Annotated in this window: 12 protein-coding genes, 1 other RNA gene and 1 other annotated feature (1 of these 14 only partly in view); all 13 genes read left to right on the forward strand. The window is 45.1% G+C overall.

Features of this window, described 5'->3' with window-relative positions; genetic code table 11:
* The coding region (locus tag CCC17_RS06065; RefSeq protein WP_287082741.1) for a DUF2142 domain-containing protein at positions 1 to 1,765 on the forward strand (1,765 nt) is incomplete at its 5' end.
* 475 nt (positions 1,766 to 2,240) lie between these two features.
* Positions 2,241 to 3,074 carry a cell wall hydrolase gene (locus CCC17_RS06070; protein ID WP_021652924.1) on the forward strand — a complete coding sequence of 278 codons (834 nt, stop codon included), beginning with the start codon at positions 2,241 to 2,243 and terminating at the stop codon, positions 3,072 to 3,074.
* A gap of 216 nt (positions 3,075 to 3,290) precedes the next feature.
* Entirely contained in the window at positions 3,291 to 4,781 is a 1,491-nt protein-coding gene (thrC, locus tag CCC17_RS06075; protein ID WP_021652923.1) for a threonine synthase, read from the forward strand.
* Positions 4,782 to 4,863: 82 nt separating this feature from the next.
* A non-coding RNA gene (ssrS, locus tag CCC17_RS06080) (6S RNA) lies at positions 4,864 to 5,041 on the forward strand.
* 59 nt (positions 5,042 to 5,100) lie between these two features.
* Positions 5,101 to 6,159: an aldose epimerase family protein gene (locus CCC17_RS06085; protein WP_129975317.1), complete on the forward strand. Its 1,059-nt coding sequence runs from the start codon at positions 5,101 to 5,103 to the stop codon at positions 6,157 to 6,159.
* A gap of 35 nt (positions 6,160 to 6,194) precedes the next feature.
* Entirely contained in the window at positions 6,195 to 6,782 is a 588-nt protein-coding gene (locus CCC17_RS06090; protein ID WP_015526760.1) for a GNAT family N-acetyltransferase, read from the forward strand.
* Positions 6,783 to 6,807: 25 nt separating this feature from the next.
* Positions 6,808 to 7,701 carry a YihY/virulence factor BrkB family protein gene (locus tag CCC17_RS06095; RefSeq protein ID WP_021652921.1) on the forward strand — a complete coding sequence of 298 codons (894 nt, stop codon included), beginning with the start codon at positions 6,808 to 6,810 and terminating at the stop codon, positions 7,699 to 7,701.
* A 47-nt stretch (positions 7,702 to 7,748) separates the two neighbouring features.
* Positions 7,749 to 7,970 (forward strand) — a binding site (T-box leader).
* Between the two features lie 95 nt (positions 7,971 to 8,065).
* Positions 8,066 to 9,085 carry a phenylalanine--tRNA ligase subunit alpha gene (gene pheS, locus CCC17_RS06100; RefSeq protein WP_044962388.1) on the forward strand — a complete coding sequence of 340 codons (1,020 nt, stop codon included), beginning with the start codon at positions 8,066 to 8,068 and terminating at the stop codon, positions 9,083 to 9,085.
* 66 nt (positions 9,086 to 9,151) lie between these two features.
* Positions 9,152 to 11,569: a phenylalanine--tRNA ligase subunit beta gene (gene pheT / locus CCC17_RS06105; RefSeq protein WP_015526758.1), complete on the forward strand. Its 2,418-nt coding sequence runs from the start codon at positions 9,152 to 9,154 to the stop codon at positions 11,567 to 11,569.
* Positions 11,569 to 12,177 (forward strand): histidine phosphatase family protein, encoded by a 609-nt coding sequence (locus CCC17_RS06110; protein WP_022427216.1) that lies wholly within the window; start codon positions 11,569 to 11,571, stop codon positions 12,175 to 12,177. Before pheT ends, CCC17_RS06110 begins: the two co-directional genes overlap by 1 nt.
* Before the next feature lie 296 nt (positions 12,178 to 12,473).
* Complete coding sequence (locus CCC17_RS06115) at positions 12,474 to 12,686, forward strand: ferrous iron transport protein A (protein ID WP_044962386.1); 213 nt, start codon at positions 12,474 to 12,476, stop codon at positions 12,684 to 12,686.
* A gap of 144 nt (positions 12,687 to 12,830) precedes the next feature.
* Positions 12,831 to 14,492, forward strand: coding sequence for a MotA/TolQ/ExbB proton channel family protein (locus tag CCC17_RS06120; protein WP_021652917.1), 1,662 nt, complete (start codon positions 12,831 to 12,833; stop codon positions 14,490 to 14,492).
* Positions 14,493 to 14,506: 14 nt separating this feature from the next.
* Positions 14,507 to 15,000, forward strand: partial view of an OmpA family protein gene (locus tag CCC17_RS06125; protein WP_022427215.1) — the start only. The gene runs 601 nt beyond the window's last position; only the first 494 of its 1,095 coding nucleotides appear in the window; its start codon is at positions 14,507 to 14,509; its stop codon lies beyond the right edge, outside the window.

A 15,000-nucleotide genomic window follows, 5' to 3' on the forward strand; every position in this document is an offset into this window, starting at 1 on the left:
GGGAGGAAGCTTTGAAGAGGAGTTTACCTGCAAAACGAACCGTCTGTCCGGTGTGGAGCTTTTTCTTTCTACAGAGAGTGCATCGGTTGCTGGAACGTTTCAGATAACGCTGTACCAGAATGAAAGGGAGATCCAGAGCTGGCAGGCCAGCAGACTGACCATATCGTCGGGGGATACCACGTATTTCCGGCTTGACCAGAAGCTTACGGAATGTAAGGGGCAGAAATTCCGGATCGTTTTAGATGGCGCAAAAGGGGATACCGGAGTGGCTGCAGGGTTGGTGAGCCAGAAGGATGATACACAGACACTTGCCTATCGGATCATTTCCAGGCCATTTCCAAAATCACTGGTGTTTCTGGTGATTGGAGCGGCGGCAGCTGTGATGCTGGTGATCTTTGCATTTCTGAAACGCAGACAGCTCCGGGCAGAAGTGGTGTTTGCCGTTGTTTATATTTTTATGAGTATCTGTACGCTGGCGGCGGTTCCGGCCTTTAATTCGCCGGATGAGTACAGCCATTATCTGAGAAGCTATGAGGTTTCCAGAGGATATCTGACGTCGGAAGGCAACGGAGGAAACGACTTATTCTCATATGGAAGGACGTTTAACAGTGGTCTGGTTCCGGAATTTTCCGCCAAGGATCATGTATCATTATGGGATATCGGAGAGAATGCAGATCAGCGTATCGACCGGGAAAAAACACAGTTTTACGGATTTGGAAATACAGCCTTGTATGCACCTACTTCGTATCTTCCCCAGGCAGTAGGGATCCGCATTGCAGATCTGTTTACGGACCGGCCGATGGTTCTTGCCTATGCGGGAAGGATCGCCAATATGCTTATGTTTGGACTGTTCTTTTTCTTTGCCATTCGTCTGACGCCTGTTGGGAAAAATTTCCTCGTACTTCTGGGGCTGGTACCTGTGAATATCCAGTCAGCAAATTCCATGTCAGCAGATGCCCTGGCCCTGGCTCTGACGGTTGCTCTGGCTGCCTTTGTACTGGCTATGCGATATAAACAAAAAGAAGTGATGAGTAGAAGACAGCTGATATGGATGTACGTGCTGACCGGATTCCTGTGTCTTTGCAAAGTGGTTTACATGCCGTTTTGCCTGCTCCTGTTCCTGATCCCGAAAGAACGGTTTAAAAGCAGAAAAAATTACTGGTTTCATGTGGTCTGTGCAGGAACTGTGATCTTGATCTTAAGTTTCGGCTGGCTGGTCATTGCATCCCGATATCTCTGTGAGTCACAGCCAGGTGTGGATACAGCTGCACAGCTTGTGGGGATCCTGAAGGATCCGGCTGCCTTTGTCCTGACTTTTGTGCGGAGCCTGGATAATTTTGGTGTGACCTATCTTACAGAAATGATAGGAAGTAATCTTGGATGGCTGAACATTCCTGTCTGTGCCCTGCTGGCAATGGGATATCTTTTGATCTTGGTCCTTCAGGTTTCCGGGAATGATGATATATCGGGAATCCGTCTGGAGCTTCCGGCAAAGGGCATTCTGGGAGGAGTCAGTCTCCTGGTATTTGCGCTGATCTTTGTAACGTTATACGGACAGTGGACAGCCTATGGCTACGATAAGATCTTGGGCGTGCAGGGACGGTATTTTCTGCCGCTTCTTTTTCCACTGATTCTTGCGCTGAAGCCCAAACGGTTTGCCGAAGGAGCCGGGGAAACACCATGGGGACTGTTTCTGGGAGCCTGGAGTATCGATCTGTGTGTTTATGCGACACTTTTCGTGCAGGCCCTGTGCCGTTTTGCATAAGGCGTCGGATTTGGTCGAGCAAAAATCCTTGACTGACTGAAAACAAAATATTATAATCAAATCTGTAAATAACAGAGGAAAAAACTGTTCTGAAAAAGGATAAACAGGCAGATAGAAGTACGATTTCCGGAAAGTGGGTGTACAACATTGGACGGAGATAGAGACGCTATCTGCCTTTTTTTCTGAAATGAAATATGACATGAGTGTGGATAACTCTGCGATTTTATGTGGAATACATGTGGATAAGGTGTGGATAAAACACAAATACCGCCGTTGAAGCGTTAAATACGGGAAAAAGCTTGACATATTCAATATTATTAAATATAATTTTCCCATACATTACAAAAATGTTACAAACATGTAAAGGAAATCGTAATGATCCGTATTTATCCGGGAAGCGATGATAATGGGGGCTGTGATATCGCATCGGAGGATTATGGGCTGTTACAGAAAATGAAACGCAAGGAATGAGATTATGAAAGTTGAGAAAGATTTACGTGAGACTGACGGAGTGCAGGATGAACGTAGAAATGGAAAAACCGGAGGAAATTCCGCGCGCAGTTTTGCAGTGCTGACATTATGTGCAGTTTTGGCGATGGTTATTTCTCTGGGGACAAGGACATTTGCAGAAAGTGAGGGAGGCAGGGTTTATGCAGCTTCAGATGGAGGAGAGGGCTCTCCCTATGAAGAGGTTGCTGTTCCTACCGGGATCGCAGGTGTGGTTTCAGGAGTTACGGATACACCATTATCCGGAAGCACGGTTACAAGGATCGGAAGCTCCTGTGAGCAGGTGATCGTAGGCCAGAGAGTACAGAAAGTAACCAATACTGCTGCAGATCTTAATGTAAGCTCCTCTATGGAAAACAAAGTAAATGAACTTGATGCAAGGTCGATCACACTGGCAGAAAATCCCACACTGATGTCAGATGAAGACTATGATACACTTCTGAGGATCGTGGAGGCAGAAGCAGGAAGTGAAGATATCAAGGGCCGTGTTCTGGTGGCCAACGTCATCATGAACCGTGTAAAAAGCGAAGATTTTCCGAATACGGTGACAGAGGTTGTCTGGGATAACAGTGACGGCGTTCCGCAGTTTTCACCGACCTATGATGGCAGGATCAATGAAGTTGCAGTTTCCGATGAAACAAGGGAAGCGGTCAAGCAGGCGCTGAAGGGTACTGATTATTCTGAAGGTGCACTGTTCTTTATCCAGAAATCTGCAGCAGAGGAACATAATGTGAAATGGTTTGAAAAGGACCTGAAGAGGCTCTTTAAATACGGGGTCCATGAATTTTATACATATAAATAGGAAGAACTGATGCAGTACAGAAGGAACCAACCGCCGGCAGAAACAGACCGGCGGTTTCTTTTTATCCGAAAGCTGTGAATATCTGTCTGATCACAGGGTGGGATTGGGCAAGACAGATTCTTTTTTAAAAGTGGTGGCATTTTCCATAATTCCATGCTATAATGTGATAACGTTGAAAAGAAAACGAATATCTTACAATAGAAAGGCGGAACACCAATGCAGGTATTGTACAAGAGCACCAGAGGAAAAGAGCAGGCAGTTACAGCGTCTATGGCCATACTTAAGGGCCTTTCTGAGGACGGCGGACTGTTCGTGCCTGAAAGCATTCCACAGCTGGATGTACCAATGGACAAGCTGGCACAGATGACCTACCAGGAGACAGCATATGAGGTAATGAGCCGTTTCCTTACAGATTTTACCGAGGATGAGCTTAAGAACTGTATCAACAAAGCATACGACAGCAAATTTGATACAGAAAAGATCGCGCCTCTTCATGAAGCGGATGGGGCATATTTCCTGGAACTGTTCCATGGCGCGACCATTGCATTTAAGGATATGGCACTTTCCATTCTTCCGCATCTGATGACAACTGCAGCGAAGAAGAATAATGTTAAGAATGAGATCGTGATCCTTACCGCAACATCAGGAGATACCGGTAAAGCTGCCATGGCAGGCTTTGCAGATGTGCCGGGAACGAAGATCATTGTATTTTATCCGAAGCATGGTGTCAGCCCGATCCAGGAGAAACAGATGGTAACTCAGAAGGGTGCCAACACTTATGTGGTAGGTATTACCGGTAACTTTGATGATGCCCAGACTGCAGTTAAGAAGATGTTCAATGATCATGAGCTGGCAGCAGAGCTGGATCAGGCAGGCTTCCAGTTTTCTTCTGCAAACTCTATCAACATCGGTCGTCTTGTTCCTCAGATCGTATATTATGTATATGCCTACGCATCACTGGTACGCGATGGCAGGATCAAAGACGGACAGGAGATCAATGTGGTAGTTCCTACCGGAAACTTCGGAAATATCCTTGCTGCATACTATGCGAAACAGATGGGACTTCCGATCCACAAGCTGATCTGTGCATCGAATGAGAACCGTGTTCTTTATGATTTCTTCCGCACAGGAACCTATGACAGAAAGAGAGATTTCATCCTTACGACATCTCCTTCCATGGATATCCTGATCTCCAGCAATCTGGAAAGACTGATCTATCGTCTTACCGGAGAAAATGCTGAAAAATGTGCAGAGCTTATGAAATCCTTAAGTGAGGGCGGCGAATATACCATTACTGACGAGATGAAAGCACAGCTTGTTGATTTTTATGGTAATTTCTGCAGTGAAGATGAGACTGCACAGGCCATCAGTGATATCTACAAAAACAGCAATTATGTGATTGATACGCATACTGCAGTTGCAGCCGGCGTATATAAGAAGTATGTAAGTGAGACAGCGGATCATCTTCCGACAGTGATCGCCTCTACTGCAAGTCCGTATAAATTCACAAGAAGTGTTATGGAAGCACTTGGTGAGGAGCATAAAGATCTGGATGATTTTGGCCTTGTAGACGCATTAAGTGCGCTTTCCGGAGTACCTGTTCCACGTGCAGTTGAAGAAATCCGTACTGCCCCGGTTCTTCATGACAGGGTGGTAGATGCAGTGGATATGCCGGCAGCAGTAAAGGATATCCTTAAGATCAAATAATAATTGATAATAAAATCAGTAAGAAAATGTATTTTCTGTTGAAAAAGCACAAATACTGGTTTATAATAAAAACAACGAAAACCGAATCCTGGAATGTTCGATCCCCCTTTTCTTTTTGAACCTACATTGACATTTTGGGAATCCAAAATCGCAGGTTGGATGTCAGACCTCACGTCGTGGTAGGCAGAAGACACTGTTGAGGATACCCACCTAGCATCTGCTAGGCGTCAAAAATAAGGGAACGGCATCCCGGGATTAATCGGTTAAAGACATAGAGCCGGTTAGTGGCTCTTTTTTCATATATGGGAGGAATTAAAACATGAGTGTTTCTGAAAGGAAATTTGGGGTACTTCCTACAGGAGAAGAAGTAAAAATCTATCATCTTGAGAATAAAAAAGGTGCCTATGCGGAAGTGCTTCAGTATGGTGCGATCCTGGTGAAGATATGTGTTCCGGATAAGAACGGAGATCTGAAGGATGTGGTCCTTGGATATGACGATATCCGAGGATATGAGATTAATGGATGCTTTTTCGGTGCGATCATTGGAAGAAGTGGAAACCGTATCGAGAATTCCAGATTTTTTATTGATAATAAAGAAGTGGTTCTTGCAGAGAATGAGAATCATAACAATCTTCACAGCGGTCCGGATGGCTTTGAGAAAAAGCTGTGGGAAGTAAAAGAAATTTCCCAGGAGAAGAATAGCGTGGATTTCTTCCGCATCAGTCCGGATGGAGAGAACGGATTTCCGGGAGAATTTTCCATTGTTGTGAAATATGAATTCACAGAGGAAAACGAACTGAAGATTTTTTACAGAGGACGCTCTGATGCAGCTACCGTTGCCAATATGACCAACCATTCTTATTTTAATCTGAACGGAGAAGGCAGCGGAGATGTGCTTGACCAGGAAGTATGTATTCATGCGAAGTATTTTACTCCGGTAAAAGACAGCCAGTCCATTCCTACCGGTGAATATGCACCGGTGGCGGGAACGCCGATGGATTTTAATGTTTCCAAACCGATCGGCAGAGACATTGAGGCGGATTTTGAACAGCTGAAGTTCACAGGTGGTTATGACCATAACTATGTAACCGATAATTATGCAAAGGGCAATGTCCGTTCGATCGCTACTGCATACTGTAAGGAATCCGGTATCGGTATGGAGGTTTCCTCCGACTGCCCATGTGTGCAGTTCTATGCAGGCAATTTTGTTAAGGATGAGAAGGGAAAGAACGGTCATGTTTATCATGAACGTTATGGATTCTGCCTGGAGACACAGGTGGAGCCAAATGCAGTCAATGTAGAGGATTTCCATTCTCCGATCCTGCTTCCCGGTGAAGAGTACAGCTCTGAAACGGTTTACCGTTTCTTTGTGAAATAACAGACAAACAGAAATAAAAGAGGTGCGAGAAGGCAATGCAGATACGTGTGGCAGAAGAGAAGGATGCAGCAACACTTTTGGAAATTTATTCCTACTACGTAGAAAAAACTGCGATCACATTTGAATACGAAACACCTTCCATAGAAGAGTTTACGCAGCGAATCCATGATATAAAGGTGAAATATCCGTATATTGTGGCAGAAGAGAAGGGAGAGATTCTGGGATATGCCTATGGTTCGGCGTTTCACCCGAGGGCTGCTTATGGCTGGTGTGCGGAGATGTCTGTTTATGTGAGACATGACCGGCGGGGCAGCGGTGCAGGAGGCAGACTCTATCGAGCCTTGGAGAGTCTTCTTGCAGAGATGGGAATTCTGAACCTGAACGCCTGCATTGCAGTTGCACCAAAAGATGATGAATACCTGACCAGTGCCAGTGTGGATTTTCATAAGCATTTCGGCTATAAGCGTGTGGGAGAGTTCCACAGATGCGGCTATAAGTTTAACCGCTGGTATAATATGGTATGGATGGAAAAGATGATAGGTGAACATAAGAGCCTGCAGCCGGAAGTAAAGCTTTTTCCGGAAATCCAGGATAAGATCGGATTTGAACGTTTTTCCTGGTGAAAAAAGAAACCTGAGGGAGGTCAGCATGGACGAGGAAAAGAAAAATATAATCCAGCTCATGCTGGGATTTGTGCGCAGGGCAAACGGAGATCATGTCAGTGCATATGCGGCCCAGGCAGCGTATTTTCTGATCATGTCTTTTATCCCGTTTATACTGTTTCTTACAACGCTGATCCGTTATACACCGTTAAGCTATAATGTTGTCAGGGATGCCATCATCGGGTTTGTGCCCGGAAATCTGCAGACCTTTGTGCTGAGCATTGTGGTAGAAGTATACAAAAGAAGTACAGCCATCGTGCCGTTGTCTGCGCTGATGGCGCTTTGGGCGTCCGGAAAGGGAATGCAGGCGATCACCAATGGCTTAAATACCATTTATCATGTAAAGGAAACCCGAAACTGGCTGATGACCCGAATCTATTCGGTTTTTTATATGCTGTTGTTTGTGCTGGCGATCATTGTCACTCTTCTGGTCCTGGTTCTTGGTAATCGAATCCAAGTAGCTGCACAGAGAACCATTCCGATTCTCGGGAGGCTGCTGGCCAAGGTTATAGGGGCCAGGACATTGCTTGTATTTGCCGTGCTGTTTGCAGTGTTTCTGGTCCTTTATAAAGTGCTTCCAAACCGAAAGGCAACCTTTAAAAGCCAGCTTCCGGGTGCATTTATGATCGCAGTGGCATGGATGATATTTTCCTATGGATTTTCTCTGTATTTTGAATTTTTTCCGAATTTTGGAAATATGTACGGAAGTCTGACTGCGCTGATCATGGTAATGCTGTGGCTGTATGTGTGTATGAACCTGCTTCTTTACGGGGCGGAGATCAATGCCTACTTCGAAAATGAATTCCGAAAGGCCCAGAGATCTGTAAAAACACTTCTTTCCAAGAAAGAAAATGAAAAAAACAGTTCCAAAGAATCCTGACTTTGCGCTTGACAGAAGGCAGACCTTGTGGCATAGTATTAAAAGACAGAAAAGCTGTGAAGGTGTTTATAGAGGATCATTTTCTCACAGAGAAGGGAAGTCACCGGCTGTAAGCTTCCCCGGGTTCAGATGGTTCTTGAATTTCCCACCGGAGCTTCCTCTCTGAAGTAACAGTAGGAGATGACGTAAGCTGCGCGTTAAGCAGACAAGAGGTGCCCGTGATCTTTTCATGGGAAACTGGGTGGTACCGCGGATATTCCGTCCCTTTTATAAGGGACGGTTTTTTTATTGCCCATATCTGGATCTTCGGGGTGGGCGGCGGATCATTTGATCATTTTAATTAAAGGAGAAATAGACCATGGATATGAAAGAAAGACTTCAGGAACTGGCTGAAAATGCCAGAAAACGGATCGAGGAATCCGAGGGCCTGGATAAGCTGAATGATGTGCGTGTTGCATATCTTGGAAAAAAAGGTGAGCTTACTGCAATCTTAAAAGGTATGAAGGATGTTGCTCCGGAAGAACGTCCGAAGGTTGGACAACTTGTCAATGAGACAAGAGCTAAGATCGAAGAACTTCTGGAAGCCTCCAAAAAGGATTTCGAGGAGAAGGTCCGTGAGGAAAAAATGAAGGCAGAAGTGATCGATGTAACACTTCCTGCAAAGAAAGCGAAGATCGGTCATCGCCATCCGAATACTATCGCTCTGGAAGAAGTTGAGCGTATTTTCATCGGAATGGGCTATGAGGTTGTGGAAGGTCCGGAGGTTGAGTATGCGGACTACAACTTTACAAAGCTGAATATTCCGGAGGATCATCCGGCAAGAGATGAGCAGGATACATTCTTTATCAATGATTCCATTCTGCTCCGTTCCCAGACATCACCGGTGCAGGCACGTGAGATGGAAAAAGGCAAGCTTCCGATCCGTATGATCGCACCTGGCCGTGTATTCCGTTCTGACGAGGTAGATGCAACACATTCACCTTCCTTCCATCAGATCGAGGGCCTTGTTATTGATAAGAATGTTACGTTTGCAGATCTTAAGGGAACCCTTCAGGAGTTTGCAAAAGAGCTGTTCGGACCGGAGACAAAGACCAAATTCCGTCCGCATCATTTCCCGTTCACAGAGCCGAGCGCTGAGGTTGATGTTTCCTGCTTCAAATGCGGCGGAAAAGGCTGCCGTTTCTGTAAAGGTTCCGGCTGGATCGAAATCCTTGGCTGTGGTATGGTTCATCCGAATGTTCTCCGTATGTGCGGGATCGATCCGGATGAGTATACAGGATTTGCCTTTGGTGTAGGTCTGGAGCGTATCGCACTTCTGAAATATGAGATCGATGATATGCGTCTTCTCTATGAGAACGACAGCAGATTCCTGAAACAGTTCTAAAACAGTGAACACGGATCATGAGTATCCGTCTGACAGTAAATATAGAAAAAAGAAGGGACAACCAAAATGAATACTTCATTATCTTGGATTAAAACATATGTGCCGGATCTGGATGTAACGGCACAGGAATATACAGATGCCATGACCTTAACAGGCACAAAGGTAGAGGGCTTTACAGAGCTGGATGCAGATCTCGATAAGATCGTGATCGGCCAGATCGATAAGATCGAGAAACATCCGGATGCAGATAAGCTGATCATCTGCCAGGTAAATATCGGAACTGAGAGTGTGCAGATCGTAACAGGCGCTCCAAATGTAAAAGAAGGAGATAAGGTTCCGGTTGTTCTTGATGGCGGACGTGTTGCAGGCGGCCATGATGGAAAAATGACTCCCGGAGGGATCAAGATCAAAAAAGGCAAACTCCGTGGCGTTGAGTCCTTTGGTATGATGTGCTCTATCGAGGAACTTGGAAGCACCAGAGAAATGTATCCGGAAGCACCGGAATACGGAATCTATATTTTTCCTGAGGACGCAGTTGTGGGTGAGAGCGCTGTTAAGGCACTTGGCCTTGACGATGTGGTATTTGAGTATGAGATCACTTCCAACCGTGTAGACTGCTACGGTGTTCTTGGAATCGCAAGAGAGGCAGCAGCAACCTTCCAGAAGAAATTCTGCCCGCCGATTGTAGAGGTTAAGGAAAATGATGAGAAAGCTTCCGATTATGTAAAGGTTACTGTAGAGGATCCGGAGCTTTGCCCGCGTTACTGTGCAAGAGTTGTAAAAAATGTCAAGATTGGTCCGTCCCCGAAGTGGATGCAGAGATGTCTGGCTTCCAATGGAATCCGCCCGATCAACAACCTGGTTGATATCACAAACTATGTAATGGAAGAGTTTGGACAGCCAATGCATGCATATGATCTGGATACTATCGCAAATCAGGAGATCGTTGTACGCCGTGCAGGAAAAGATGAGAAATTCGTCACACTGGATGGCCAGGAGCGTATCATGGATGAGAACGTTCTGATGATCTGTGACGGTGAGAAGGCTGTCGGCATCGCGGGTATCATGGGTGGAGAGAATTCCATGATCACAGACGATGTAAAAACGGTTCTTTTTGAGGCGGCGTGCTTCGATGGAACCAGCATCCGTCTTTCTTCCAAGAGGATCGGACTTCGTACAGATGCATCCGGTAAATTTGAGAAGGGTCTTGACCCGAACAATGCACAGGCTGCAATTGACCGTGCATGCCAGCTGATGGAAGAGCTTGGTGCAGGTGAGGTTGTAGGCGGAATGGTTGATGTCTGCAGCGAGACAAGAGAGCCATCCAGAGTAAAATTTGAGCCTGAGAAGATCAACAAGCTTCTTGGAACCAGCCTTACAAAAGAAGAGATGATCGATTATCTTGGACGTGTAGAACTGGCTTATGATGAAAAAACAGACGAGATCGTTGCACCGACATTCCGTCAGGATATCCACTGTAATGCAGATGTTGCAGAGGAGGTTGCAAGATTCTATGGCTATGATAAGATCCCGATGACACTTCCTACAGGAGAGGCTACTACAGGTAAGCTGCCATTTAAGCTTCGTATCCAGGAGGTTGCAAGAGATATCGCAGAATACTGCGGATTCTCAGAGGGAATGTCCTATTCTTTCGAAAGCCCGAAGGTATTTGACAAGCTTTGTATTCCTGAGGACAGTGATCTTCGTAAAGTCATCACCATCAGCAATCCTCTTGGAGAGGACTACAGTATCATGCGTACAAGCACACTGAACGGTATGCTGGCATCCCTTTCCACAAACTATAACAGACGTAATAAAGATGTTCGTCTTTACGAGCTTGGAAATATCTATCTTCCGAAGTCCCTTCCGGTTACAGAGCTTCCGGATGAGCGTACCATGTTTACACTTGGAATGTACGGAAAAGGCGATTTCTTTGATATGAAGGGTGTATGCGAGGAGTTCTTCGAGAAGATCGGAATGAAGAAAAAGGTTACCTACGATCCAAACAGCGGAAAACCATTCCTTCATCCAGGAAGACAGGCTAACATGATCTACGAGGGTAAGGTAGTTGGATACTTAGGTGAGGTTCATCCGGCTGTTGCAGATAATTACTCTATCGGAGAAAAGGCATATATCGCAGTGATCGACATTCTGGATGTTCTGGAATTTGCTGGTTTCAACCACAAATATACAGGAATTGCCAAATATCCGGCTGTAACTCGTGACCTGAGCCTTGTAGTTCCCCATGCAGTTCTCGCAGGACAGATCGAGGAGATTTTTGATCAGAGAGGCGGAAATATTCTTGAGAGTTATCAGCTGTTCGATATCTACGAGGGCGCACAGATTGAGAAAGGTTTCAAATCCATGGCTTATTCTCTGGTATTCCGTGCCCATGACAAGACTCTTGGTGAAAACGAGATCTCCGCAGCAATGAAAAAGATCATGAATGGTCTTAACGGACTTGGAATCGAGCTGAGAAGCTGATGCTGATCTACATTGTAAGACATGGCCTGACTGAGTGGAATAAATTAAAAAAGCTTCAGGGCGCAGCGGATGTACCTCTTGCGAAGGAAGGGATCCTTCTTGCAGAAAAAACCGGAGAAGCTCTCCGTAATGTGAAGTTTGATATCTGTTTTACAAGTCCGCTCTCAAGGGCAAAACAGACGGCAGAATATGTTCTGGGGAAACGCGATGTTCCGATCATACCGGATAAGCGGATCCAGGAGATCGATTTTGGTGTGTTGGAGGGTGATCAGGTAAGAGATGCAGATGGCAATTATATCGATCCGCAGATCGAGACTTTTTTCCGTGCTCCGGTAAATTTTAAACGACCGGAAAAGGGCGAGGATATTTTTGATGTAATCGCCAGGACAAAGGATTTCTGGGATGAAATAACATCAGATCCGACTCTTGCGGATAAAACAATTCTTGTTGCCTCTCATGGATGTGCAGTCCGTGCTCTTCTTCAGAATGTAGATCCTGATCCGGAGAATTTCTGGAGAGGCTCCGTGCCGCCAAACTGCTGTGTTAATCTTGTGGAAGTAAAGAATGGAAAGACAACGCTTCTGGAAGAAGATAGAGTTTATGCATAGAAAATAATGAGAAACGCAGAATAACTGTAATGGCTGTTCTGCGTTTCTTTTTTTGCTTGTTTTTATTGGTGGAATTTCACAGGTTATGATTGACTAATTGAGATAAAATGAGATAAAATATATAAAAATAATGAATGATTCAGAAAAATAAAAGTTAAACTTTACTAATTATATAAAGATGCAGAATTGTGTTAGAATTATATGAAATCATTTAACCAAGTGCGGATTGCGAATATCCGCCTACGGATAGAGGATAATTACTGATAGTGATGTGATATATGGAATGGGGTGAGTATATGCAGTCATTAAATGAGACAAAAGCAGGGGAAAGCTACACGATCAAGTGGATGACCGGAATGCCGGAGACTATGGAACAGATCAGACAATATGATGTCAGTGAAGGAAAGACCGTACAGATCATAAGCAGGATACTTGGCGGAGTGATCGTAGGTGTTTGCGGACGCAGGATCCTGATCAGCGATGATGCAGCCTGCCGTATAAAAGTATAAATAAAAGTATAAATAGAAAAAAGACGAAAGGACAATTCTTTTGGCGAAGGAATTGTCCTTTCTGGTTGTTTTAGGGAAGATGTTATGATAGTATGGGAACAAAAGAGTAACTTTTTTCAAAAATAAAGACAGGGGAGGCATATTATGGGAAAAAAGTTTATGAATACAGTGCTGTTTCTGGCAGTAACAGTGGCCGCGGCAACCCTGACTGCTTATGTTGGAAAAGGCTCCGGGAATGTGTTGCTTTATAATTTTACATTTCTGGGACTTATGCTGATCATATATGCAGTGGGGCTTTTTGCAGGTTTATATCGGATGGATAACCTGTCAAGAGCACTGAAGCATGGCGCTGGTGAGATCACAGAGGTGTTTCAGCTTCCGGGAAGAGCCAGAAAAGAAGAGATTGGGCAGCTGCGAGGGATTTTCGGTGACCGCTATCTCGACAAAAAGATGGATGATTTTGTTGACAGCATCAGCAGAACGGAAGAAGGGATCGCTGAAGTAGAGGATTTTGTGAATATTGAGGATGTAGATGTACATATCCACAAGAGACTCCTTGAGATGGCTCCGGACATTTTTACAAGCCTTGGCATCCTTGGAACATTTATCGGTCTTGTGTGGGGACTTAAAAATTTCCAGCCCACAGATTATGAAGTGATGACAAGCTCGGTATCCGCTCTTGTAGATGGCATCAAAGTTGCGTTTCTGACTTCCATTTATGGAGTTGCACTTTCTGTTGTGTACACATTTGGGATGAAAAGCGGATATTCTGCGATGTCCCAGGCGATGCAGGATTTTCTGGATCGTTTTCACGCACTGGTGCTCCCTACTGCGGAGAATGAGTCCTGGAATCTCCTTGTTTCCAGCCAGAAGACGCAGACAGAAGCCATGAAACAGATGGCGGAACAGTTTTCTGTGCAGATGGCAGATAGCTTTGAGAAAGTGATCACACCTACTTTTCAGAAGATGAATGATTCTCTGGACGTTCTTACCGCATCTGTGACAAAAGGGCAGCAGGATGCGATCCGGGAGATCCTGGATACGTTTTTAAGCGAGATGCATGGTTCCTTTCAGATGCAGTTTGAAGATTTTAATGATGCTCTGGCAGAACTTAAGAAGGTGCAGAAGGAGAATACAGAATATACATCAGAATTGTACAAGACCATGAGCAGTCAGCTGAGTGAAACTTTTACGAAGCAGGAACGTGCCATGAAGGATGCCATTAAGGAAATCGATGAGATGCAGAGCAGTTATATGAAGACTGCAGACCGTATTATCCGGGATAATCAGATGATCCAGCAGCTGCAGAAACAGGATTACGAAAAGTTTGCCCGGCATATGCATGAAAATGAAAAAGAATCCGCAGATCTCTGGAAAAACTGCAATGCATCTATGCGCCAGTATGTGGACAGTGCTGCAGAAGGGATGAAAGCAGTTGCGGATTCCAATAGGATCAGCGAGGAGCTTCTTCGTGAAGATAAGAAGATGATCGAAGATTTTGAAGCCAGAGTGAAAGAATTTACCGAGAGCCAGAAGATGGTCAACAGTGTTCTGGATGAGGTGCGCAGGCTTCTTTCTGAGATCAAGACGGCAAAAAATAACCGTGATATCCATCTGATCGCCGGACAACCCTGGGGCTATGGAAGCAATGCCGGTATCCAGGAACTTAAGGATAAGCTGACGGGTCTGGAGGATCTTCTGGAAGGACAGGGTGCAAGACAGGAAGCGCTGCTGGATGAGATCGAGCGCAGTATCCGTGAGGCAACGAAGGCAGCACAGAAAAGCCGTTTTGGTTTATTTAAATAAGAGAGGAATTGTCAATGCGCAAAAAAAGAAAGCCGGAGGAGCATGGGTTTAATGTCTGGCGTTCTTATTCGGATATGATGGCAGGAGTTTTGCTGCTTTTTGTTCTGATCATGTGTGTGACACTTTTTCAGGCACAGAAGAGCTATCAGGACAGTCTGAAGGAACGGGATGAAAAAATCGCTCTTCAGGAAAAATATACAGAAGAGCTTCTGGAAAAACAGAATGCGCTGGATGAGCAGGCAGGAACATTAAAAAGCCAGGATGAGCAGATCAAGTCCAAGGACAAGCAGATCAAATCTCAGGATGAAGAATTGTCTTCTCTGGCGGAGAAGCTTGCCAAACAGCAGGAAACACTGGAGGCGCAGCAGAAGAAGCTGAAAGAACAGCAGAAAAAGCTGTCCTCTCAGAAAAAGAAGCTTTCCAGCCAGCAGGATACACTGAAAGAGCAGCAGTCTGCGCTGGATGAAAAAACAGAGCTTCTGGAAGAACAGCAGGAGAAGATCGACAA

It is taken from the genome of Blautia sp. LMAG:36 (genome assembly GCF_008680535.1).
Taxonomy (GTDB): Bacteria; Bacillota; Clostridia; order Lachnospirales; family Lachnospiraceae; genus Blautia_A; species Blautia_A fusiformis.